This is a genomic window from Bordetella sp. 15P40C-2, assembly GCF_009763235.1.
Classification (GTDB): domain Bacteria; phylum Pseudomonadota; class Gammaproteobacteria; order Burkholderiales; family Burkholderiaceae_B; genus Bordetella_A.
Map to the genome: position 1 here is coordinate 119,757 of NZ_WSJA01000034.1, position 22,025 is coordinate 141,781.

General features: G+C 58.7%; 21 protein-coding genes. 12 read left to right on the forward strand and 9 right to left on the reverse strand.

The window, feature by feature from the left end; genetic code table 11:
* Positions 1 to 37: 37 nt before the first annotated feature.
* On the forward strand, positions 38 to 928 hold the full coding sequence (locus tag GOQ25_RS14955) for a LysR family transcriptional regulator (RefSeq protein ID WP_160351274.1): 891 nt from the start codon (positions 38 to 40) through the stop codon (positions 926 to 928).
* 53 nt (positions 929 to 981) lie between these two features.
* Here the strand turns inward: GOQ25_RS14955 and GOQ25_RS14960 are convergent, their stop codons facing one another.
* The gene (locus GOQ25_RS14960) at positions 982 to 1,776 is read right to left on the reverse strand and encodes a Hint domain-containing protein (RefSeq protein WP_160351275.1); all 795 of its coding nucleotides are present in this window, start codon (positions 1,774 to 1,776) and stop codon (positions 982 to 984) included.
* A 484-nt stretch (positions 1,777 to 2,260) separates the two neighbouring features.
* On the opposite strand from GOQ25_RS14960, the gene GOQ25_RS14965 reads away from it, so the two are divergent.
* A complete protein-coding gene (locus tag GOQ25_RS14965; RefSeq protein ID WP_160351276.1) occupies positions 2,261 to 3,235 on the forward strand; it encodes a tripartite tricarboxylate transporter substrate binding protein in 975 nt (324 codons plus the stop codon).
* Positions 3,236 to 3,262: 27 nt separating this feature from the next.
* On the forward strand, positions 3,263 to 4,312 hold the full coding sequence (locus GOQ25_RS14970; protein ID WP_160351277.1) for a cyclase family protein: 1,050 nt from the start codon (positions 3,263 to 3,265) through the stop codon (positions 4,310 to 4,312).
* Between the two features lie 101 nt (positions 4,313 to 4,413).
* On the opposite strand, the gene GOQ25_RS14975 is transcribed toward GOQ25_RS14970, so the two are convergent.
* Genes GOQ25_RS14975 through GOQ25_RS15000 form a run of 6 tightly spaced genes read right to left on the reverse strand, consistent with a single transcriptional unit; the run spans position 4,414 to position 10,457 of the window.
* Entirely contained in the window at positions 4,414 to 5,532 is a 1,119-nt protein-coding gene (locus tag GOQ25_RS14975) for an NAD(P)/FAD-dependent oxidoreductase (RefSeq protein ID WP_160351278.1), read from the reverse strand.
* Positions 5,533 to 5,545: 13 nt separating this feature from the next.
* On the reverse strand, positions 5,546 to 6,511 hold the full coding sequence (locus GOQ25_RS14980) for an ornithine cyclodeaminase family protein (protein WP_160351279.1): 966 nt from the start codon (positions 6,509 to 6,511) through the stop codon (positions 5,546 to 5,548).
* Positions 6,508 to 7,263: a hypothetical protein gene (locus tag GOQ25_RS14985; protein WP_160351280.1), complete on the reverse strand. Its 756-nt coding sequence runs from the start codon at positions 7,261 to 7,263 to the stop codon at positions 6,508 to 6,510. The genes GOQ25_RS14980 and GOQ25_RS14985 overlap by 4 nt, the downstream gene beginning before the upstream one ends.
* A complete protein-coding gene (locus GOQ25_RS14990; protein ID WP_160351281.1) occupies positions 7,260 to 8,099 on the reverse strand; it encodes an alpha/beta fold hydrolase in 840 nt (279 codons plus the stop codon). The genes GOQ25_RS14985 and GOQ25_RS14990 overlap by 4 nt, the downstream gene beginning before the upstream one ends.
* Before the next feature lie 7 nt (positions 8,100 to 8,106).
* Complete coding sequence (locus GOQ25_RS14995) at positions 8,107 to 9,075, reverse strand: tripartite tricarboxylate transporter substrate binding protein (RefSeq protein ID WP_160351282.1); 969 nt, start codon at positions 9,073 to 9,075, stop codon at positions 8,107 to 8,109.
* A 53-nt stretch (positions 9,076 to 9,128) separates the two neighbouring features.
* Positions 9,129 to 10,457: an MmgE/PrpD family protein gene (locus GOQ25_RS15000; RefSeq protein WP_160351283.1), complete on the reverse strand. Its 1,329-nt coding sequence runs from the start codon at positions 10,455 to 10,457 to the stop codon at positions 9,129 to 9,131.
* A 77-nt stretch (positions 10,458 to 10,534) separates the two neighbouring features.
* Between GOQ25_RS15000 and GOQ25_RS15005 the strand changes: the two genes are divergently transcribed.
* From GOQ25_RS15005 to GOQ25_RS15015, 3 genes are all read left to right on the forward strand, one after another.
* Entirely contained in the window at positions 10,535 to 11,362 is an 828-nt protein-coding gene (locus GOQ25_RS15005) for an IclR family transcriptional regulator (RefSeq protein WP_160351284.1), read from the forward strand.
* A 123-nt stretch (positions 11,363 to 11,485) separates the two neighbouring features.
* Positions 11,486 to 12,460 (forward strand): tripartite tricarboxylate transporter substrate binding protein, encoded by a 975-nt coding sequence (locus tag GOQ25_RS15010; RefSeq protein ID WP_160351285.1) that lies wholly within the window; start codon positions 11,486 to 11,488, stop codon positions 12,458 to 12,460.
* Between the two features lie 12 nt (positions 12,461 to 12,472).
* Positions 12,473 to 13,363 carry an amidohydrolase gene (locus GOQ25_RS15015; RefSeq protein ID WP_160351286.1) on the forward strand — a complete coding sequence of 297 codons (891 nt, stop codon included), beginning with the start codon at positions 12,473 to 12,475 and terminating at the stop codon, positions 13,361 to 13,363.
* Here the strand turns inward: GOQ25_RS15015 and GOQ25_RS15020 are convergent.
* Positions 13,353 to 14,987: a PLP-dependent aminotransferase family protein gene (locus tag GOQ25_RS15020; protein WP_236844591.1), complete on the reverse strand. Its 1,635-nt coding sequence runs from the start codon at positions 14,985 to 14,987 to the stop codon at positions 13,353 to 13,355. The two genes, GOQ25_RS15015 and GOQ25_RS15020, sit on opposite strands and share 11 nt — an antisense overlap.
* Before the next feature lie 524 nt (positions 14,988 to 15,511).
* Here GOQ25_RS15020 and GOQ25_RS15025 point away from each other — a divergent pair.
* From GOQ25_RS15025 to GOQ25_RS15050, 6 genes are all read left to right on the forward strand, one after another.
* Positions 15,512 to 16,372 carry a CoA ester lyase gene (locus GOQ25_RS15025; RefSeq protein WP_160351287.1) on the forward strand — a complete coding sequence of 287 codons (861 nt, stop codon included), beginning with the start codon at positions 15,512 to 15,514 and terminating at the stop codon, positions 16,370 to 16,372.
* Positions 16,373 to 16,481: 109 nt separating this feature from the next.
* Positions 16,482 to 17,450 carry a tripartite tricarboxylate transporter substrate-binding protein gene (locus tag GOQ25_RS15030; protein WP_160351288.1) on the forward strand — a complete coding sequence of 323 codons (969 nt, stop codon included), beginning with the start codon at positions 16,482 to 16,484 and terminating at the stop codon, positions 17,448 to 17,450.
* Between the two features lie 27 nt (positions 17,451 to 17,477).
* On the forward strand, positions 17,478 to 18,689 hold the full coding sequence (locus tag GOQ25_RS15035; protein ID WP_160351289.1) for a CaiB/BaiF CoA-transferase family protein: 1,212 nt from the start codon (positions 17,478 to 17,480) through the stop codon (positions 18,687 to 18,689).
* A gap of 12 nt (positions 18,690 to 18,701) precedes the next feature.
* Positions 18,702 to 19,784 carry a TauD/TfdA family dioxygenase gene (locus tag GOQ25_RS15040; protein ID WP_160351290.1) on the forward strand — a complete coding sequence of 361 codons (1,083 nt, stop codon included), beginning with the start codon at positions 18,702 to 18,704 and terminating at the stop codon, positions 19,782 to 19,784.
* A 129-nt stretch (positions 19,785 to 19,913) separates the two neighbouring features.
* A complete protein-coding gene (locus tag GOQ25_RS15045) occupies positions 19,914 to 21,065 on the forward strand; it encodes an iron-containing alcohol dehydrogenase (protein WP_160351291.1) in 1,152 nt (383 codons plus the stop codon).
* Positions 21,062 to 21,502, forward strand: a complete 441-nt coding sequence (locus tag GOQ25_RS15050; RefSeq protein ID WP_160351292.1) for a thioesterase family protein — start codon at positions 21,062 to 21,064, stop codon at positions 21,500 to 21,502. Before GOQ25_RS15045 ends, GOQ25_RS15050 begins: the two co-directional genes overlap by 4 nt.
* A gap of 93 nt (positions 21,503 to 21,595) precedes the next feature.
* On the opposite strand, the gene GOQ25_RS15055 is transcribed toward GOQ25_RS15050, so the two are convergent.
* Positions 21,596 to 21,988 carry a tripartite tricarboxylate transporter substrate-binding protein gene (locus tag GOQ25_RS15055; protein ID WP_160351302.1) on the reverse strand — a complete coding sequence of 131 codons (393 nt, stop codon included), beginning with the start codon at positions 21,986 to 21,988 and terminating at the stop codon, positions 21,596 to 21,598.
* Positions 21,989 to 22,025: the final 37 nt, after the last annotated feature.

The following is a 22,025-nucleotide window of genomic DNA, read 5'->3' on the forward strand; positions in this document are numbered from 1 at the left end:
AACTCAATACCTCCTATATCGACTATGCGTTTTTGCTATGGATCTGAAGCAGCTGGAATATTTCTCCCGGGTCGTCGAGGAAGGCAGTTTCAGCAAGGCCGCGGTGGCGTTGAACCTGTCGCAACCCAGTGTCAGTCGTCAGGTGAACTTGTTGGAGCAGGAGCTAGGTCAAAAACTGCTGGAACGTACGGCGCGCGGCGTGGTGGCGACCCCGGCGGGCACGACCTTGCTCGCGCATGCCCGAAATATGTTGAATAGCGCCGCCCAGGCCATCTTCGAGCTCAAGGAGTTGCGCAACGAACCGACGGGCAACATCATCGTCGGCATGCCGAACCGGCTGGCGGTCGTGGTCGCGGTGCCGCTCATCACCGCCTTCAGAAAGGCGTTGCCGTTCGCGCGGATCTCTGTTGTAGAGGGCCTGAGCCCCGCGCTGCGCGATCAACTGATCGAGGGCAACACGGATATCGCCCTGCTCTTCGCGCCCAAGCCGACGCCGTTGCTGTCATACGAGAAACTGCATCATGACACACTGATGCTGGTGGCCCCCAAGCATGTCAAGCTGCCCCGCTCAATGCACCTGAAGTCGCTACAGAATTACGAACTGGTGCTGCCGTCCTCGTCGCAGCCCATCCGCAGTCTCGTGGAACAGGCGCTCGTGGCCACCGGCGGAAAACTCAATATCGTGGCCGAAGTCGGCGCCGTGCAAACCGCGTTGCGCGTCGTGGAAAGCGGCATGGCCTGCTCGGTGATCCCAAAAAGCGCGTTAATCCTGAAAGCGCCCGGCGTCGACATTCAGGTGGCGGAGCTCACACACCCGGTCGTGTCGAATGATTTATACCTCGCGTTGCCCAAGTCCCGACCGCTCAGCCGTCTGGCGCGAGAAACCTGTCGCCTGATTCGCGAACTGCCGTTTGCGCCGGGGGACTAGCCGAGCGTAGCTGTCGCAAGCACGCTCGGCGGCACCGCGGCCCGTGCGCGGGGTTAAGCCGCAATCGCGATAGTCGAGGCGGGCCGCGTCTCTGTCCGGGCCGCGATCTTGCCGTGAATGGCGGCGATTTCCCTGGCGTTTCGCAGTGCCTTGAACCCGGGTCGCTTGGCCATGCGGCGTGTCATGTCCTCGGGGCGCAGAAGGGTCACGTCGACGTTCTGGAAGAAATCCCGATTACCGCCATCCGCCCATGACTCGGAGTACACGCCATGTGCGCGGATCACATCGAACTCATCCAGCTCGACATGGTAGTAGCTGAATTCCCGAGCGTCGGCTTCCTGAATGACCGACTTGCCGTTGATCAGATCCTTGGCGCGAACCAGCACCCCGTCGATATAGACGTGATGCCATGGAGACACGCGCAAATCGTGAGTGGGCAGCTTGTCGCCTAACGCACCGGCGAGTATACGGACGGGGTGGCATGCCTGGCGTTGTGCGACGGTGCGTGGCGCGGCTTTGTAATGTCGCCAACCCACCCATTTGACGGTGCGATGGCCTTTGCTGCCGATCACCGTGTCACCAATCTGCAGATGCTCAATCGCGACGGGACCTCGAGTTGTATCGATAAGCGTGCCTTGCACAAAGCAAACCGGAACCGGCCCGGGGACCGTCTGTATTGCGCTGCCGTATCCATACTCCGCATTGGAGGTCCAGAGCAGGAATTCCCCAAACCCCTGCCCGGTAACGATGCCGTCGACGGTAAAGGTCGAGACCGTTCCGAAAGAAATGTTCGGTACGCCTGTAATGAATACCCCGTCACCGCTGTTGATCTCATTAGCGCCTTCCATTGGTGTAATTTCAATGGGTAGGACAAATACTCCGAGTTAATTCTCAATACGCCGTCGGTGTCGGCGAAAAGAAAGTAGTACCCCGAGACCAAGTATGCCGCCATTTTCTCTATCCTTATGTTGCGCTATGACGGATACGCAGGCGCGCCGTGGGGCCCAGAACTCGTAAAACACGCCATGCCTTGTTGCCGTGGTGTTTGGTTCTTCTTCATCGCTACATCACGGTCACAGCTAGGCTTGGCGATGAAAAGTGGCGCGATTCTAACAACGTCTAATTGTTAAGCAAACAAAACAAGTGCAAACGGGGTCATGCGCGACGCTGTCGCAGCGTGGATCTGCGATAGCCGTACTCACGTCATAGATTTCATATCGTCTGAAGCTAATTTAAACGTCACCGCCAGACCGCGCGCTTGCCCATAATTTGCGCATCGAGCCAAAAACGAAAACACGATCCGCCGGGGGTCCGGCGCATATGGGAGACATAATGAAATTCAAAAGCGCCCTTAACGCCTCAACATTGGCTTGCCTGATGCTGACCGGGCTGAATAGTGCCGCCGCGGCGTATCCAGACCGCCCTATCACCATGATCGTTCCTTACCCGGCAGGTCAGTCCGTTGACCTGCTGGCACGTGTGGTCAGTGACGGTCTGTCCAAGGTGTTAAAGCAACCGATTGTCGTCGAGAACAAACCCGGTGCTGGCGGCACACTGGGCACCGGCCTGGTGGCGCGCGCCGCACCGGATGGCTATACGCTGGGCATGAGCGCCAGTGGCCCGCTGGCCATCGCCCCGCACCTGTTCGCGAACACCAGCTACGACCCCGTCAAAGACCTCACGCCGATCATGAACGTCGCCGCCGTGGCGCAGACGCTGGTTGTGTCGGCCAAATCAGATATCAAATCGGTGCAAGACCTGGTAGCAGCCGCGAAAGCCAAGCCCAACAAACTGAACTTCGGCTCTCCAGGTAATGGTTCTACCAGTCACCTTACTCAAGAGATGTTCAAACAGCGAGCCGGCGTACAGATGGTGCATGTACCGTATAAAGGGGGGCCGGCCGCCATCACCGACTTGGTCGGCGGACAAATCGATGTGCTGTTCGAAGCCTCGCCGTCGGTCACGCCATTCGTGAACCGGGGCGATCTGCGCGCGCTGGCGGTCACGACCAGCACGTCTATTCCGGCGCTGCCGCAAGTCGCTCCGCTGGCCAGCCAGGGATACGAGAGCTTCGAAGCGGTGGGCTGGATGGGCATTGTCGGCCCGCCAAAGTTGCCCGCCGACATCGTCCAGAAGCTGCACGCCGCACTGGTCGAAACCCTGAAAGATCCATCAGTGCGCGAGAAGCTCGATACGCAGGGCATGCTGACCATCGGCGACTCCCCGAAGGAGTTTGGCGACTTCATTAATAAGGAAGTCGCCAAATGGGGTGCGGTCATCAAGACCGCGGACATCAAACTCCAATAACGCTCGTTAACCGAATCGGAAATTGATATGGCTGATCAAAGCGGCACCCCCCGATGGACACATCGCCCTCCCGGCTCCAACTGGGGCGACTTCGGTCCCGACGACCAACTCGGTCGTCTGAACCTGCTCACGTCGGAGCGCGTCGCGCAGGCCGCGCGCGAGATTTCGACGGGGAAACGGTTCTGCCTGAGCCTGCCGCTAGACTACCCGGGCGGAAATTTGCTCAATCCCTTTCGTTATCCGCCCCAACTGCGCGCCACCACGCGCAAGGGCAAATTCGCCTACAACATGGCGCACTGCTGCGAGCATCCCGGTGTGACCGACGTGATATGCGACGATTACGTCGTGCTGTACACGCAGTATTCCACGCAATGGGACAGCTTTGCGCATGTGGGATCAATGTTCGACGTGCATGGCACCGGCGAGCCGGTCCCGGTCTACTACAACGGCTACGCCGGCGGTGAACACATCCAAGGCGCTTCCCGTCTGGCCGAGGACGGCGAGCATCAACCCGTGCGAGCGGCCCGCTTAGGCATCGATAATTTCGCCGCGACGCCGATTCAAGGCCGGGGCGTGTTGGTGGATCTGCGTAAACACTTTGGCGACGCGCGTCACGAGATCGGTTATGAAGATCTCATGCGCGTCATGAAAGATGACAACATCGTCGTAGAGCCCGGCGACATGCTTTGTCTGCACACCGGTTTCGCGGACGTGCTGCTAAGCATGGACCGCAATCCGGATCCGCACGTGCTGCACGGCGCTTGCTGCGTGCTGGATGGCCGGGATGAAAAGTTGCGCGACTGGATACGCGACAGTCAGATCGCCGCCCTGGTGGCGGACAATTATGCGGTGGAGCGCCGTCCCCCGCAGGGGCCGTTGGGCATCCAGGGCGCCTTCATGCCGATCCACGAACTGTGCTTGTTCAAGCTTGGCGTGCCGTTGGGCGAACTGTGGTACCTGACAGCGCTGGCCACAGCCCTCGCGCGCGAGGGCCGCAACCGGTTCTTCCTGACAGCGCCGCCGCTGCGTTTGCCCGGCGCGGTCGGCTCGCCGGTCACGCCAGTGGCAACGATTTAATCAATCTGTACCGGCGCCGCCGCCCGAACAGAGCCGGCCTTGCATGCTCGCGCACCACAAGCGCGATGCTGCGTGGCCGGCGCCGAAGGACCGCAAACGCCTCAGCGCTCGCCAAGCAACGTCCGTACGTACTCGCCGATGGCGAGCGACGAGGTCAGTCCTGGTGACTCGATGCCAAACAGATTGATCAGCCCCGGCACGCCGTGACTACGCTCGTCCTCAATGCGGAAATCTTCCGCCCCCGAATGCAGTGGCGCATCTGGCCCTGCCAGCCTGGGCCGTATGCCGGTATAGCCGGGCTGCAGTGCGCCATCCGGTAGCCCAGGGAAATAGCGCCGGATCCCTGCATAGAACAGCGCTTCTCGCTCTTGACCAAAATGGTAGTCCACACTGTCGACCCATTCCAGGTCAGGGCCGAAACGCGCCTGTTTAGCCAGATCGAGCGTGACGTGAACGCGCAGCGTCGCTTCGCGCGTGACCGGATACACCAGATGTCGGAACGGAGATGGGCCGCTCAGGGTGTAGTAGCGTCCGCGAGCGTAATGAATGGCCGGCACTTTGGAGACGGGGAAATTTTCCAAGCTTTGCGCCACGCAGGTGGCCCAAAGCCCGGCACTGTTGATCACCGTTTTGCACAATAACTCGGTCTGCTCGTCGCCGCCGACCCGCAGCACGATACCATCGGGCGTGATGGCGCCGCCCAACACCGGACTTGCCGTCACAAGCGTCGCGCCCGCATTCTCCGCGTCCCCCAGCATCGTCAGCATCAATCCATGGCTGTCGATAATCCCGGTGGAAGGCGAGTACACGGCTGCCAGCGCCTGGACTTCTGGCTCCATTTCGCGCAATTCGGCTTGCTCTACGCGCCGCAAATCGTGCACGCCGGCTCCCTCGGCGCGCTGCAGGTATCCCTGCAAACCCGTCAAATCCTCGGGCGTGCTCGCCACGATCAACTTGCCGACCCGTGCATGCCCGATGCCGCGCTCTTCGCAGTAACGGTACAACGCCTGTTTGCCCTGGACACATAACCGCGCCTTGAGCGACGTCGCCCCATACGAAATGCCGGCGTGGATGACCTCTGAGTTGCGCGAACTGGTGTGCGTCCCAAAAGCCTGCTCGGCTTCCAGAATCAATACCTCGCGGCCTGCCAGGGCCAACTCACGCGCGATCGCCAGACCCACGACACCGGCGCCGATGACTGCGCAATCAATGTTATGCATCACTGTTGTCCCACTACCGTGCGCCTATCGGAAAATCCTGACCCAGGCCTGCGCTGCGAGCCAATTCCAGGATATGGGCGCCAGCATAAATGTCCTGCAGCGCCATCCCGTGAGACTCGAACAGAATGATCTGATCCTCGTTGGTACGACCCGCGCGCTGCCCCACCAGTACCTGACCCAAATCGGGGAGATTCTCCCAGTAAATTAACCCGCTCTCATAGGCGCTGAGCAAATCGCCAGACTCAGTCTGAGCCACCTGAACCGAGTCGGCAACGATGAGGTCGGCGCGTCTGACTGTTTGCAGATCGATCTCCTGACGATCCATGGCATTTGAGCCGACGGCGACGACACATTGGCCGGGCTCCAACCAGGCGCCATCGAACAGGGCCTCCCGGCTACGCGTGATCGTCAGGACAATATCGGAACCCTCAACGGTTTCCTGCCGGGATGTGGCCGGCCGCACCTCAACGCCTGTCTGGGCCGCCATCTTCGCGCAAAAATCCCGGACGCGCTGCTGGTCGCGTCCGAACACTTTCACTTCACTGATATCGCACACGGCGCAAACCGCTTCGAGTTGGGTCTGCGCGTGACGACCCGACCCAAACAAGCCCAACACACGCGAGCCGTTACGCGCCAGCATCCGAATGGCCACCGCCGTGGCCGCGCCGGTGCGGATCTGCCCCAACCAATCCGCCTGGATAATGGCTTCAAGGTTGCCCTGTTCCATATTGATCAGCTGCAGCAAAGAAGTCCGGGATTTATCGGGCTGAATGTAATAGGCTTTGTACCCAATGAAATTGATTTCCGGCGCCGCGCCCTGCAAGATATGCAGATGTCCGCCGGGCTGGCGGGTACGCACCCGTGGGACATCAAATGCGCGTCCGGTGGCGCGCGCGCGAAAGGCGCGTTCGACCTGCGCGATGGCATCATCCATGGTGAGCAATTCGCGGACATCACTTTCCGAAAGATAGCGAATCATGTGCGGCTCACTTGCGATTCAAGCGGTGACACCCCGGTCAGCAGGCTGCCACCATGCGAAGCGATATCACGGACTTTAATGGCACGCAGCGCGTTCCACATCATCGCCGATGCGCTGGACAGCACGGGCTTGCCCAAATCCCGCTCGAGCATATCCAGCGCATCGATGGTGGGCATGCCCACACCGCTGAGAAACACAGCATCGGCTTGCGCGCAATCCACGGATCGGGCCAGCTGATAGGCGCGCTGATGGGTTTCATCATAAATATTGGTCACCCCGGGCAGGATGCGGTGCGCGACTACCTCGAATCCAAAGGATTCAAGATGACGTTTCCCCTTCTGAGTCGTCGCTTCGTCGTACGGCGTACCATAAGCCACGCGACGTATGCCCAGGTGGCGCAATGCCTCCACCACGCTTCCGAACGCCGTGAGGAAAGGAATGCCGTGTTCATCTTGCATTCGCTGCACCAGATCGGCCTCGCCTTGCATGCCTAGCGTGTAGCTGGTGGCCGTATGCGCCATCACCATGACACCCGGCTTGACCATCGCCAGCAGCCGGGCGTTATCGGCAAGATGCTCGATCTGGGTGCGGTTGCGGTCCTCCTGTCCCGCATGCGCGCCGGTTGTGCCATGGGCCACCATGCGCGTGAAGTGCAATGAAACGCCCTCGGGGCTCAAGTCCATCATTTCCGGCTCCACGGTGGGATTGCCGGGAGGAACCAAAAAGCCGATGCGGCCGCGCCATCCCATCATGTTGTCTGCTCCTTGATAAATGCCGCCGTCATTGCCGCGCACGCATCGGGATGCGTCGCGGCAATGTGGTAGGAATCGGCCTCTAATTCGACCACTCGTGCGCGCGGTATCCGCGCCGCCCAGCGGTTCACTTCCGTTAACGCAGGCTGCTGACTAAAGCTTGCCCCGGCAGTTGGCGGCTTCACGGCGGCGATAATCTGAGTAGGACATGGAATGCGGTCCAGGCGAGCCGGCTCGCCAGAGGCCTCAATCAATCGGAAGCAGGCCTTCACCGTATCCGATTGCGTTGTTCCCATATAGCGTATCCACCACTCGTTGCCCGCTTCCGTGAGCGCACTGCCCATACGGCCCGGCATCGTCGCTCGCGCCCACCCTTCGACGCCGTGCTCGTCCACGAGTTGATGCCATTGTGGCATCCATTTGCCTAACGCCCCGGCCGGGGAAATCAACACCCCGGCCAAGGTCAATGTCGCCATCCACGGCACCTCTCGTTGTGCCAGTTCCAACGCGACCTGGGCGCCCAGCTTCGCGCCGACCACATGGATGCGCTTGGACCCCAAGCGTTCGACCAGCCGCTCGATATCGTCCGCCAGCTGTGCAACCGTGAGCGTCGTACCGGGCGGCACCGACGGCGAGTTGCCGTGTCCTCGCAGATCCGGGCGTATGACCGAATAGTGTCGGGCGAGATGAGGCACCCATCCATTGAATGCCCGGGCGGATTCCGCGATCCCGTGCAATAGCATCACGGGCGGCGCTTCGCGCCATCCATCCGTGAAATCGTCGAGCTGATAGGCCAAATCCGCTGGGCCCTTGGCACTTTGGTGATTGTCACTCATGGTTCGCTTACTGCTTCTCCATGTTGCTGGCCTGAATGACATCGCCCCATTTTTTGATTTCTTTGTTGAGCAATGCTTCAAGGTCCTTTGCGGGCAGCCCGCGAGGGACAATACTTTGATCTTCCATCGACTTGACCACGGCGGGATCTTTCACCGCCTCGATAAAGGCCTTCTGCAAGGTGTCGACAATATCCTTCGGCATCCCGGCGGGTCCCAGCACGCCGATCCAGTAAGACGTCTCATAGCCGGGATAACCCTTCTCCGCGATGGTAGGCTTGTTGGGCAACTCGCTCGCGCGTTCCGTGCTGGTCACGGCTAATACTTTCAAACGGCCATCCTCGACCATGGCACGCGACGTGGCATAGGCCTCGATCTTGACATCGACCCGCCCGGCGACCAGATCCGCTTTCGCGGGGCCGGTGCCCTGATAGGGCACGTGCTCCATCGCCAAACCGGCCTCATTGGCGAACATCGCCATCGACAGGTGTGGCCAGCTCCCTACGCCTGCCGACGAGTACGTTACCTTGCCCGGATTGGCCTTGGCGTAGGCGATGAATTCCTCAATCGTGTCGTAAGGTTTTTGCGCCTGAGCCAGAAACACGCCTGGGTGATCGGCCAGCAACGCGATCGGCGTGAAGTCCTTGAGCGTGTCGTACGGCAGTTCTTTTCGCAGGGAAGCATTGACCGCGAATCCGGTTTGACCGACCAGCAACGTATAGCCATCGGGCGCGGCTTTCGCCACCAGATTACTGCCGACGACGCTGCCGGCACCCGGCTTGTTCTCAACGATGATGGGCTGGCCCAAAATCTTCTGAGCGCGTTCCGCCACCGCGCGGGCCACGACGGTGGTGGAGCCGCCCGGCGCGAACGGAACCACCAGGCTGATGGGCTTATCGGGGTAGGCGGCGTGCGCTGCCGGCCCGATCAAGCAGGTCATCGCAGCAACGATAGCGGTTAAGACGTGAGCACGTTTCATGATTCATTCCCATGATGGTAGTTGTAGAGGAATCACCGAGAAACCGAGCAGACCTACAGTGTCTCCAACTGCGAGGTCAGCTCGTCGATTTTCTTTATGTCTTGTAGATTTAATACTGTCTCGAGCAGGCGATCGGCTTGTGTCGGCGCCAGGTCTGAGGTCAGTCGCTGGAATTTCGCCACCACTTTGGCAAACGTCGGCTTGAGCGTATCCATTTCCCTGCCCGAGCCCGCATAGCGCGTACCGTTGCGGCAGACGATCTCGACATCGACGCGATCCTCTTGGTCCGCGGCGGGCTCTAGCAATTCAATCCGTTCCGCCAGTGCCAGTACCTCTGCATCGGTGGTTTGATCGTAGTACTCATAGCTGTCGATAGGCCTGCCTAGCAGGGCCGCTGCGACAGTGAAACGCGCACTGATTCGCGCCTTCAACGGCGAGCCAAAGGGCGCGACGTTCTGGTAGCCAGGATTGCTCAGCGTCAATTCCGGGCTGCGTATGGTGACCCGCGCGATGTCTTCAGCCCGCAGGCGATGCTGATTCGCCAGCTGATGCGCGAGGTGCACCGGCGTCTGCACAAAGATGCATACGGGGCGTTCTTTGTAGACGTTGTCTTCGATAAGATAACGTTCTCCCAATCCCTCGATGGCCGCGTGCGCATCTTCGGCGCTGCGCGCAAAGGCCTGGAAATATCCCGATTCGCCTTCGAACACCGTGGGCGAGGTGCTCGCGCCGGCCAGCGCGAGCTGCGCGGCGGATACGCCGCTACGCGCGGCCCATCCCACATTCAGTTTGACCTCCATCGTGCCGGACCGAAATCCCTCGCCAAAACCAGAGGCAAACATGCTTGCGCAGCCCAGTGCGTTGGCAACTTGAGCGACGGGCAGCCCTAATACCTTCGCGGCGGCGGCGGCCGCTCCGATCGCTCCCGCCACGCCGGTTGCGCGAAACGCGGGAATCATGCCCGGCCCGCCCAGATACGCACGCGCCACGATTTCATACCCAGCGACAATCGCCGCCAAGAAAGTCTGACCCGTGCACCCACATTCGTCGGCTACGGCCAGCGCGGCAGGAATGCTGACGGCGCCCGCGTGAGATTTGTAGAGGAAATCGTCGTGCGTGCAGCCATTGACCAGCGTCGCATTCACGAACGCGGCATCAACGGCCGGCACTCTCCTGCTCTCGCCGATGAGCACAGCGCGCCCGCTCCTATCACCCACAAAACGTCTCGCCACCTCCGGCACGGGCAACGCGCGCGCGGCATGGGCCAAGCCCACCGCATCCAACAGGCATGCCTTGGCCAGATCGACCACGTGGGCCGGCAACGCCTGGGTGTCGGTCTCATGAACGAACTGCGCCAGCGTATGGGAAACAGAATCACTCATGAGGGGTCTCCTTTGATGCCGCACGGCGCCTGTGCTATAGTTCCGTTTATCGGAACGTCGTATCGTTAAGTGAAATCATGCTACCTCATCGTTTTCAGAGTGACAAGGGGGATGCGCGTCCCGCATCGACCGAATCTGTCAGCACGGCCAAGCCCGCCGACAGCGGAACGGTCAATCGGGTGCTGAGGCTGCTGAGCTGTTTCGCGGAGCAAGATCGCTGGGGCGTCAATGACCTCGCCCGCGTCTTAAACCTGCCCAAAGCGACGACGCATCGACTCTTGAGCCTCTGCAAACCGTTGAATTTCGTGGCCCAAGACGATGACGGCTTGTACCAGGCTGGTTTCGCCCTCTATCGGCTGGCTGGCAGACTTGCCGAGGAAATGCCGCTGAACCAACTCGCCGAACCGATTCTGCGCAATGTGCGTGACCGCACCGACGAGACCGTCATCCTGGCATTGCTGGACCGGGCCGAACTGCAGATGTACTTCTCGTTGTCGGCATCGCCCGCGCATCCCCTTCGCTACACGATCGTTCACAACCGGCTGCAGCCGTTGAGCTGGGGCGCGACGGCACGTTCCCTGATGGCCTTTCTGACACCGGCTGAAGTCGACGAAGTGATCCGCCGCGCGGAGCCGTCGCCCCTCAATGGCAATGCCCTGGACCCGCAAGAACTACGTCATGCACTGGAGAGCATCCGGTCGCAGGGCTATGCCTTGAGCTACGCCGAACGGGCTCCCGAAGCACACGGGATCGCCGTTCCCTTCTTCGATCGACAAGGCGAAATAAGGGGCAACCTGACGCTTACCGTGCCGGACTTCCGATTCGACCAAGCCAAGTTACCTCAGTGGCTCGCGCTGCTCAAAGAGGGCGTCGATGAACTCACATCCCGACTCGGATGGTCTTGATTTCACGAATCGTGAAGCCCCATTGAGGGATCGGCAACTATCGCGGAACCCTCGCCCACCGTAATCTAAAAAAGGGGGCACTGGCCCCGAGCACATAACCAAAAATGAAGAAGAGAGACTTATATGCACAGACGTCTGTTTTGCGCGGCAGCCGCGTTGGCGCCGGCGATTTTCAGTCTGACCGCGCCAAGCGCAGCGCAAAGCTTGAAAGCGGACCAACCGATCGTCCTGGTCGTACCGTTTGCACCCGGCGGTAATCTGGACACGGTCGCTCGCGCTGTCGCCCCGGAACTAGGCGCGAAGCTCGGACGAAATGTCGTGATCGAAAACAAACCGGGCGCCGGCGGCGTCATCGGGGCAAGTATGGTCGCGCGCGCCAACCCGGACGGCCATACACTGCTCGTCACCACGCCCAACGCGATCACCGTTGCTCCGTTCATGGTCAAGACGGACTACACGCTAAAGCAGTTCGCGCCGGTCGGCGGCTTGGGTTCGTCCTCGCAAATCGTGGCGGTACAGCCCAACAGCGAGTTCAAGACCATGCAGCAGCTGTTAGACAAAGCAAAGAGCAAGAGCGGCGCCGTCACAATCGGCCATTCGGGTCTGGGCACGACGAATCACATCGCACTGTTGCGCCTGGAACAAGCCACGGGTGCGCGGTTTACGGCGGTGCCCTTCAAGGGTTCCGCACCCGCCATCACTGCGCTGCTCGGCGGGCAGATTGACGCCATCATCGATCAGGTAACCAGTTCATCGGCCAACATCAAAGCCGGCAAATTCCAGGGGCTGGCCGTGCTCTCGGATCAACGTGACCGGTTCTTGCCCGATGTTCCGACGCTGGCCGAGGCCGGAGTCGCCGATTTCACATCCATGACCCAATCGGGCCTCGTGGCCCCCGCCGGTACGCCTGAGCCCATCATCAATGAACTGAATAAGGCTCTGAACGAGGCCCTAAAAGCAGACGCCGTGCTGAACCGATTGCACAACTCCGGCAGCATCGCTTTGGCGATTACTCCACAGCAGTGGCAGGACATCCTGACTGCCGAATGGGAAACGGCCAAGACCTTGCGCGATCAGGGAAAACTTGCAGCAGAATAAAGGAAAACGATTATGACAGCCCCATGTTTGCCCGCACGTATCAAACATCAGCCACTGAGCTTTGTCCCCCCGCCGGGTAGCTGCGACTCACACGCGCATGTGTTTGGCCCCTATGACCGCTTCCCCTTGGCAGAAGACCGCAGCTACACGCCGCAGCCCTACCCGGCTGCCTCATTCATCGAGCATCTGGATACGCTGGGAATGGACCGCGGTGTGCTGGTCACGGGCAGTGCCTCCGGATCCGCGAACGAGATCATTCTGGACGCATTGCAACAGTACCCCGACAGGCTGCGCGGCGTGATCGTGCCCAGTGCAGATATGACGGACCGCGATCTAGACCGCTACACCGAGGCGGGTGTTCGCGGCGTGCGCGCCAACCTGTATCGCCTCGAGGGCAAGGCCGTCTATCGCAATGGCGTGGGATTGGAAGTGCTGCAGGCGCTGGCGCCACGTCTTGCCGAAAGAGGATGGCATGCGCAGATCTGGATCCATGCCCCCGACCTGCCCGCCATGATGCCCGCACTCAGCGCCTTGAACCTGCCGCTTGTCGTGGATCACATGGGTCGCATGAATACCTCACGCGGCGTCATGGACCCGGGTTTTCAGTTCCTATGCAGTCAACTGGCCGAGGGTCGCTTGTGGACCAAAATCTCCGGTGCGGATCGCAATACGACCGAGGGCCCGCCTTATGCGGATGTCGACCCCTTCGCCCGCGCCATCCTTCAAGCCAACGACGAACAAGTCGTATGGGGAACGGATTGGCCGCACATCAACTATTACGATGAAGATCGAATGCCCGACGACGGCGAACTGTGCAATCTGTTGAACCGCTGGCTCTCCGCCGAACAACGCCGACGGATACTGGTCGATAACCCCGCGCGCTTATACGGGTTTAGTGCTTGACTGACAAACCAGGCTCTCTGCCGCCACCATCGGTTCGCGACGTCGCAAGTGACAAACTGACCCCCGCCGCACGAAGTGTGGGCAGCATGTCGAAGAACGCCTTCTGCATTTCGTGCTCCTCGACCGCTGCATAGCCTAAAAGCAGTCCCTTGGTCTTAGGCTCGTTTTGGTAGTAGCTTGACAGAGGCCTGGTGAGCACACCTCTTTGCTGCAACTGAGAGGTGATTTCGACGTCGTCTATATGCTGCGGGAGGTACAGGTTGATGTGAAGACCGGCGTAGCTGTCTTTTTCGGCCAGAAATTGCGGACCGAGATGGCGCAGGATTAGCTTTCTCAACCACTGACGCCGATTGCCATAAACGACCCGCATTTTACGGATGTGTTTCGTGTAGTGGCCGCCACCAATAAACTCGGCCAGCGCCATTTGTGTGACGAGATTGCCGGGATGATAGAGTTGCGCGTGCAGTCGAGTAAAGGGGTCCACCAAGGGCTCGGGAAGCACCATGTAGGCCACCCTCAGGCCCGGAAATAGCGTCTTGCTAAACGTTCCCACGTAGATGACCGGTGCGTTCTTCTCCAAACCCTGGATTGCCGGAACGTGCCGCCCGCCAAAGCGATATTCGCTGTCATAGTCGTCCTCGACGATCCAGCTGTGATGCGCCCGGGCATATTCGAGTAACGCTTTGCGCCTGTCCAGACTCATCACGACCCCCAGCGGGTACTGGTGCGATGGCGTGACGAAAATCAGCTTGGGGGAAGCCGCCCGCGAACTCAGTGTGATCCCTTCTTCGTCGACCTCGCGCCTGACAACACTGATATCCGGATTGATTTTCAGCAGATCGAGGGTCCCCCAGTACCCTGGCTCCTCGGTCCAGACCGCATCTTTAGGCTCAGTCAGTGCACGGATGGTCAGATCCATGGCCTGATGTGTGCCGTCGGTGATGAGAATCTGTTCCGGGCGGCATTGCACGCCGCGCCCAACGCGCAAGTAATTCGCGAGCGCGCTTTTTAGCGCGTGGACGCCCCCCGCCGTCCCATAGGTCAGCATTTCAGGTTGGGCGTGGCGCCACAGACGGTTGATAATGCGGGCATACACCGCCCGAGGGAAGGCCCTGACATCGGGAACACCAGGCTGAAACGCACCCCACTGTTTTGTTCTGCTCGGGCTTTGATCCAGGATGCTTTGCGCCTGTCTGGAAAGTTTAACTTGCGTGGATCCCACATCGGCGTTGCGGGGCTCCGGCAACGGCGCCCGGTGCACCATGGCGGGCGTCAATAAAGCAACGTAGGTGCCGCTGCCTACCCGACTAACCACATAGCCTTCAGCGTAGAGCTGCTCATACACATAGGCGGCCGTATTGCGGGAAATCCCAATTTCCGTCATCAAGTCCCGAACGGACGGCAGCCGCTCCCCGGGTTGCAGGATGTTCGAGGAAATCGCTTGGCGGAATAAATGCACAAGATGGGCGCCCAGCATACGCTGGCGGCTTTTTTCAGCGAGCTCTTCCTCCCAATTGTTTCTCTGCAGCAACCAGTCCAAGGACCAGGAACGCATTTTAATACCTCTTAAAACACCAAATAAAAAACACTGATTAGTTAGAACTAGTTGCAGTTTCGGATGCATGGCGACCGCAACAACGATTATTGGGTGGGCGAAATTCTGCCTTGCCGTCGCCACTGCACGTGTTGGCCGCGGCGCGCGGCGCATGCGTGTACCAGATGCGCTGTGCGCGACCACACGCAAGTCATAAAAATAGCCGAATCAAGGCTTTCCCAGGGGCTGCTTAAGCGTAAAGCTTTTATTGACCCCAAACAATTTGTGCAGAGTGACCCCATTGTACCGCCTCAAAATCGATTGAAATAACGTCATCAATTCAAACACGCTTGGTCTGTCTAGAGCGGCAACGAGTATGAGAGTTTTTAATTATTGATATTTAATGCGTCACCAGATTCGGTGCGCATTGGTTATGGGAAGAATAATTTTTCTTCCAAATCCTTTCCCTTTTTATTATTTAAACCATCCCCGATCGATTGGGACAGGGACACCTTTTGCCTGAATTTTCATTATCTATTGTTGCTATCTTTTGATGCGCCGCTGAGTTGTTGTCGGATTAATTTAATTACTTATTGCACTGGAAAAAGGGCACTATGCGAAGCAAGCTTTTTGTACCCGGATCGCGCCCGGAACTGTTCCCCAAGGCGCTGGCCAGCGCGGCAGATGCATTGTCGATCGACCTCGAAGATGCAGTGGTCGAAAGCCGCAAGGCCGAGGCCCGCGGCCAAGTAGCACAGTTTTTGAGGGATGCGCAAGGAAGCGACAAGACCGTCATCGTAAGAAGCAATCCCGTCGGGTCGGTCCATTTCGAGCCTGATGTGATGGCGATAGCGCGCAATGGCCTGACTATCCTGAATATCCCAAAAGTCGAAGAACCCTCGGAAATTCACCACGCGGCCCAGCTGCTGGAGAGGGCCGAGCGCGAATTCGACGTGTCCAAACCAATCGGACTGCTGGTGAACATCGAGTCACCCAAGGGTCTGAGACGTGCCGCCGAGCTGGCTGCGGTGAGTCCGCGGATTATGGGACTGCAAATCGGCTACGGCGATCTTTTCTCGCCGTTGGGCATCGACCGTCGGGATACGGCAAGTATTCACGCTGTGATGTTTGCCGTCCGTATGGCCGCAGGTGAGGCGGGCGTCGTTGCGATTGACGGTGCTTTTACCGATGTCGCGGATATGGACGGTTTCGTAGCCGAAGCAGAGTCAGCGCGCCGTCTGGGCTTTATCGGCAAGTCGTGCATCCATCCTAAGCAAATTGCCGCAGCGAACCAGGTATTCCGCCCGTCGGACGCAGACATCGCACACGCGCTCAGCGTGCTCGACAAGTTGGCTGATATGGAACGAAGCGGTATGGGCGCCTTTGTGGTGGAAGGCAAGATGGTGGATGCGCCCTTGTTTGAACGCGCCAAAGCCATCGTGCAGCAGGCCAAGGCATTGGGGATTATTCAATAGCAGCAAACTAAGACGCGCCATCGAACGCGCAATATCGGAACTCAGGATTCCCTCGTTTTATTAGTGCGGCTGGGGCGGCGCGAGACCGTGTGTATAAGTGGAGACAGTTGTGAACAGAAGACAATTTTCAAAGACATTGATCGGGGCAGCAGGTGGCCTGATGCTGCCCGGCCTGGTACGTGCCAACCGTGGGTTGCCAGAACTGATCAAGATCGTGGTGCCCTTTTCACCCGGCGGCAGCAACGATGTTTTCGCGAGGGCGCTCGCCCAGCAAATCAGTCAGACCTTGAACGTTAACTGCATTGTGGAGAATAAGGCCGGAGCCGGAGGGGCAATCGGCGCAATGCAAGTAGCGCGGTCGGCGCCGGATGGCTCAACGCTGCTGTTAACTTCTAACAGCATGATCACGAGCTACGTGGTGCAGGCTAACCCAATGATTGATCCTATCCGGTCGTTCTCGCACGTGGCGATCCTGAATAAAGGCCCTTCGTTGATGGTGGTCAGCGGCGACAGCCCCTATCGCGCGATGCCTGATCTCATCGAAGCCGTCAAGGCCGGCCGGGTGCAGAATTATGGCTCGGCAGGCATTGGATCCAGTGCCCACTTGGCCGGCGAAATGTTAAATCATGCTTTGGGCAGCAACATAGCGCACGTCCCTTACCGGGGGATGTCGAATGTGGCGATCGATTTGACCGCCAATAGCCTCGACTTCGTGATTACCACGGTGGCTTCGGTGTCGGGCCAGCTGCGTACCAATCAACTAAAGGCAATTGCTGTCACGAGTCCGGAGCCCAGCCCGTTTTTCCCGGGGTTGCCGCCGATGGCACAGTACCTGCCCGGATACGACGTCGAAGCATGGTGGGGAGTGTTTGCGCCAGCAGGCACTGCTCCCGAAATACTGGCGATCTTGAATCAAAACATCAACAACATTGCAAGCAACTCGTCCATGGTCGAGCTGTTCAAGCAAGAGGCAACAGCCCCAACCAATTTGGGGCTCGATGATATCGAGAAATTCCTGATCGCCGAGCGCGATAAATGGGGAAATATCGCAAAGAGCCGGAAGATTGAACCTGTTTAACGTATATGCAAGTTTAGGTAAGCCAGAATGAAACTGAAGAAACATAGTCTTGACGCCCAGCCCACGGGCCCCTTGCATGGCGTACGCGTCGTGGATATGACGCGCTTCGTCACGGGCAATATGATGGGCCACCAGCTTGCCGATTACGGCGCTGAGGTGATCAAGATCGAACCGCCCGAGGGTGATCCATTCCGGATCTGGACCACGGCGGGTAAAGATGTCTGGTGGCAGGTCTATAGCCGTAATAAGAAGAGCGTTTCGCTGAACTTTCGCAGCAAGCGCTCCATCGAAGTCATCAAAAAGCTCATCCTCAGCGCCGACGTGCTGGTGGAAAACTTCAAGGCAGGCACCTTGGAGAAGATGGGACTGGACCCGCAAGAGCTGCTGAAGGAGCACCCCAAGCTTGTCATCACGCGCATCTCGGGCTGGGGACAAACGGGCGCTTTTAAGCACAAGCCGGGCTTTGGCACCTTGGTCGAAGGGTATAGCGGGTTTGCCGCGATCAATGGATTCGAGGATCGCCCTCCCGTACTACCGCCCATGTTCTTGGGCGATATGACAGCAGGCATCTATGGCGCTTTCGCTACCGTTGCAGCGCTGCTCAATGTCAAGAACGGCAACGGAAAGGGCCAGGTCATCGATCTGGCGCTGTTCGACCCCATCCTCGCTACCTTAGGCCCCCAAGCAGCGAATTACTTCCTGACGGGCCAGCTCAAGCGACGCACGGGCAGCCTGTCCAGCACGACCTGTCCGCGTAACGTTTACAAGACCAGCGACGATCGCTGGCTAGCGATGTCGGCCGCCAAGCAAAGCATCGTGGAAAAACTGTTCACGCTGATGGGTCGCGAGGACATGATTCACGATCCGCGCTTTGCTGACAATGCCGCGCGTCTCGCGCATGTCGAGATCGTCGACGGCGCCGTGGCGGACTTCGTGCGCCAGCGCAGTCTGAAGGAAAACCTCGCGCTGTTCGAAGAGCATGGCATCACCGCAGGTCCCGTCAACGATGCCTCGATGTTGCTGGACGACGATTATGTCGCTAGCCGTGACTCGCTGATTCTGTTCGGCGAGGAAGGCGAGGAATTCCCCATGCATAACGTATCGGCCCGCATGTCGGAAACCCCGGGGAACATTTATAAGCGCGCGCCGAAAATCGGCGAGAACAACGATGAGGTTTTGAGCGAATTGCTCGGGGCCGAAGTCTATGAATCTTACAAGGCAGACGAAACCATCGTCTGAAAGGGTGCACTCATGAGCTTAATTGGAACTCAAATCGATATCCCGGCCGCATGGAAAGGCCCTGAGATTGACTGGAAGAAAGAGGGACTGCATGTGCTGTCCGCGGCGGAAATCGCCGAAATCGACCAGGCGCTGGACCACTTGAAATCGTTGGGCAAGGTCGATTTCCCGGATATCAATCCGGAGAACTTCCCCTTGAACGAAGTGGGCAAGCTAATGCGCTCGCTTCCGCAACGACTCAAGGATGGTTGCGGTTTTGTGATGCTGCGCGGCTTGCCCCGCGACCGCTACACCGACGATGACATGGCGTTGGTGTACTTCGGCCTGAGCTCATACGTCGGCAAAACGCTGACCCAATCCTACCTGGGTGATTTGATCGGCCACGTGGTCAACGTGAGCGATTTCGAACCCAAATCCCGCGGTTACCGCAAGGGTGGCGGCCAACTGATGCACACCGACTCCTGCGACGTGATCGGCCTGATGTGCCTGCGTACGGCCATCTCGGGTGGCGAGAGCCGCATCAGCAGTGCCGTGACGGTGCACAACTATCTGGCCAAGCACTACCCCGAAAGCGTCAAAGTGCTTCAGGAAGGTTTGTGGCTCAAGCGGACCGATGAAGACGGCCGTCACGCAACGCGTACCTTTAGCGAAAACAAGATCAAGTTCTTCAACGAGGCGAACGGCGAGTTCATCAGCTACCTTCCCACCGGCTATGCGCGCCTTTGCGAAAAGAGCGGCATGCGTCCTTACACGCAGGAAGAGTCGGACGCGCTTTATCGCCTGCGTAAGGCAGCGGCGATGCCAGAACACTATCTGGACATGGGCTTTGCCGACGGTGATATTCAGTTCCTGAACAACCGCACCATGGTGCACGGCCGCACGGACTATGAGGATGCCCAGGAGCTGAGCAAGCGCCGCCACCTGCTGCGCATGTGGCTGCGCATTGACAGCTGGCAGAAAATGCCCCCAGAACAGGTCTTCCACACTGACGAGGATATGGCCTTGTGGGCGAAGAATCGCCGCCCGTTCATGGAAATGCCGTCCAAGCATGACGCTGATGTGCTGGCAGGCGTCACGAGCCAGATGGTAGATTAAATCATTACTGTGCGCCGCATCCGGAACTGGGTAGTGCGCATGACAGGAGCAGCCAGGTGCGATCGAATCACACTTGGCTGCTCGCGTTGAACGGTAAGCTAGTCCTATTCACCTAAGGGCTCACCCCCAATGAATGATTTTGAGTTTATTAGCGTTAAATCCTTGTCCGTGCGTCGTGGCGGCGCCAAGGAATTGCAAAGCTACGTTCGCCAGTTAGGCGGCAGCCGTCCGTTCATTATCACGGACGCAGGGCTGTTGGCTGCCGGTGTTTTGAAAGACGCACTGGCCGGTTTGTCAGAAGCGCAAGCCGACTATCAAATGTTTCATGACGTCGTGGCGGACCCCACCGAGGCCGTTGTCTACGAAGCGACGCGACAGGCCGCCGCATTTAACGCCGATTGCATCATCGGGTTTGGCGGTGGAAGTTCGATGGATGTGGCGAAGCTGGTGGCGCTCCTCGTGCCGACGAAGCGCCGCCTGGAAGAGTTCTATGGTGTAAACGTCGCCACGGGGCAGCGGCTGCCGTTGATCCTGGTGCCAACCACCGCCGGCACGGGCTCCGAAGTCACGCCGATATCGATTATCACGACTGAAAGCGACGAGAAAAAAGGCGTAGTGTCGCCGCTTTTGATGCCGGATGTCGCTTTGCTCGACGCTGAGCTCACCCTGGGCCTTCCCAAGCACATCACGGCCGCCACCGGCATCGACGCCATGGTTCACGCGATCGAAGCCTACACCAGCCGCCTGCGCAAGAATGTGCTGTCGGACAGTCTGGCGCGCCAAGCGCTGTCCCTGTTGGCAGGGTCGATACATGCGGCCTGTGAGAACGGCAAGGACACTCAGGCACGAGAGAATATGCTGCTCGGCGCATGCCTGGCGGGTATGGCATTTGCCAATTCGCCCGTGGCCGCGGTACACGCCCTGGCCTACCCCTTAGGCGCGATTTTCCATATCCCGCATGGCTTGGCTAATTCGCTGGTACTAGCCCCGGTGTTGCGATTCAACTTGCATCACGCGGCTTCCGAGTACGCAGAGATCTATAATGTGATTCGTCCTGGGGCTGCGGGCAGCACGCAAGAAAGGGCCGAACAGTTGATCCAGTATGTTGAAGCGCTGCCCATGCAAGTGGGATTGCCCACTCGACTCAGCGCCCTTGGTGTCTCGCAGGACGACTTGCAAACGCTTGCTGCCGATGCCATGAAGCAGCAACGCTTGCTTGTCAACAACCCGAGAGAGATGACGCAAGACTTTGCTCTCGAAATCTACCAGTCCGTGCTATGACCGATAAAGTGCAACCCACTTCACGCAGCGCATACTCCCGTTTTAAGACAGTAGCGACGCGCTGGAACGACAACGACGTTTATGGACACGTCAATAACGTCGTTTATTTTGAATTCTTCGATACCGCGATCAATGAGTTTCTGATTGCAAATGGGGTGCTGGACTTGGCGCGCAGCGACACGGTTGGTCTGGTCGTGGACAATCGCTGCACCTATTTCTCGTCGATCAAATTTCCCGATGAGGTGCATGTAGGTATTGCGATCACACGGCTGGGAAATAGCAGCGTGGAGTACGAGGTAGGCGTCTTCAAAAACGAGGAGCAGGTCTGCAGCGCGTTGGGGCGCTTCGTCCATGTATATGTAGACCGCTCGACCGGGCGTTCAACGACTATTCCATCAGAAGTCCGCCGTGTACTGAGCCAGATCGTACGGAAGTAAGATCGCTCGTTTTATGCCCGGCGGAAGCTCCGGGCATTTCCTGTCTGCAGCAGCTTCCAGTTTGACGAGGACGACAAGCCAGAAGCCAGACTGTTAGTTCGGAGTTAAGCCCGCACGTTTTATCACGTCGCCGTAAGCGGCGTGCTCGTCTTTAAATATCCGAATCGTTTCCTCCGGCTCGCTTGCTTTCAGCAGGGTGCCGTGGGCCCCGAACTTATCAACGAACGTTTGATCGCTCATAGCGTGTTTGACCGCCTCGTTGAGCTTGTTCACCTTATCCGTAGATACGTCTTTTGGGGCGAATAAACCAAATCGGAACAGCGTAACCAAGTTCGGATATCCAGATTCAGCGAACGTCGGCACGTCAGGAATTGTTTTTAGTCGCTGGGCCGATGTGACACCTAATATTTTTATACGTCCTGACCTGCCCCCGGATTTAGTACGGCACCGACATAGAGTCCAGGGGTAAAAAACCTTCTTTCTGATGAGCCTGCACGAATTGCGCCGGGGTTAAGTATCCGAG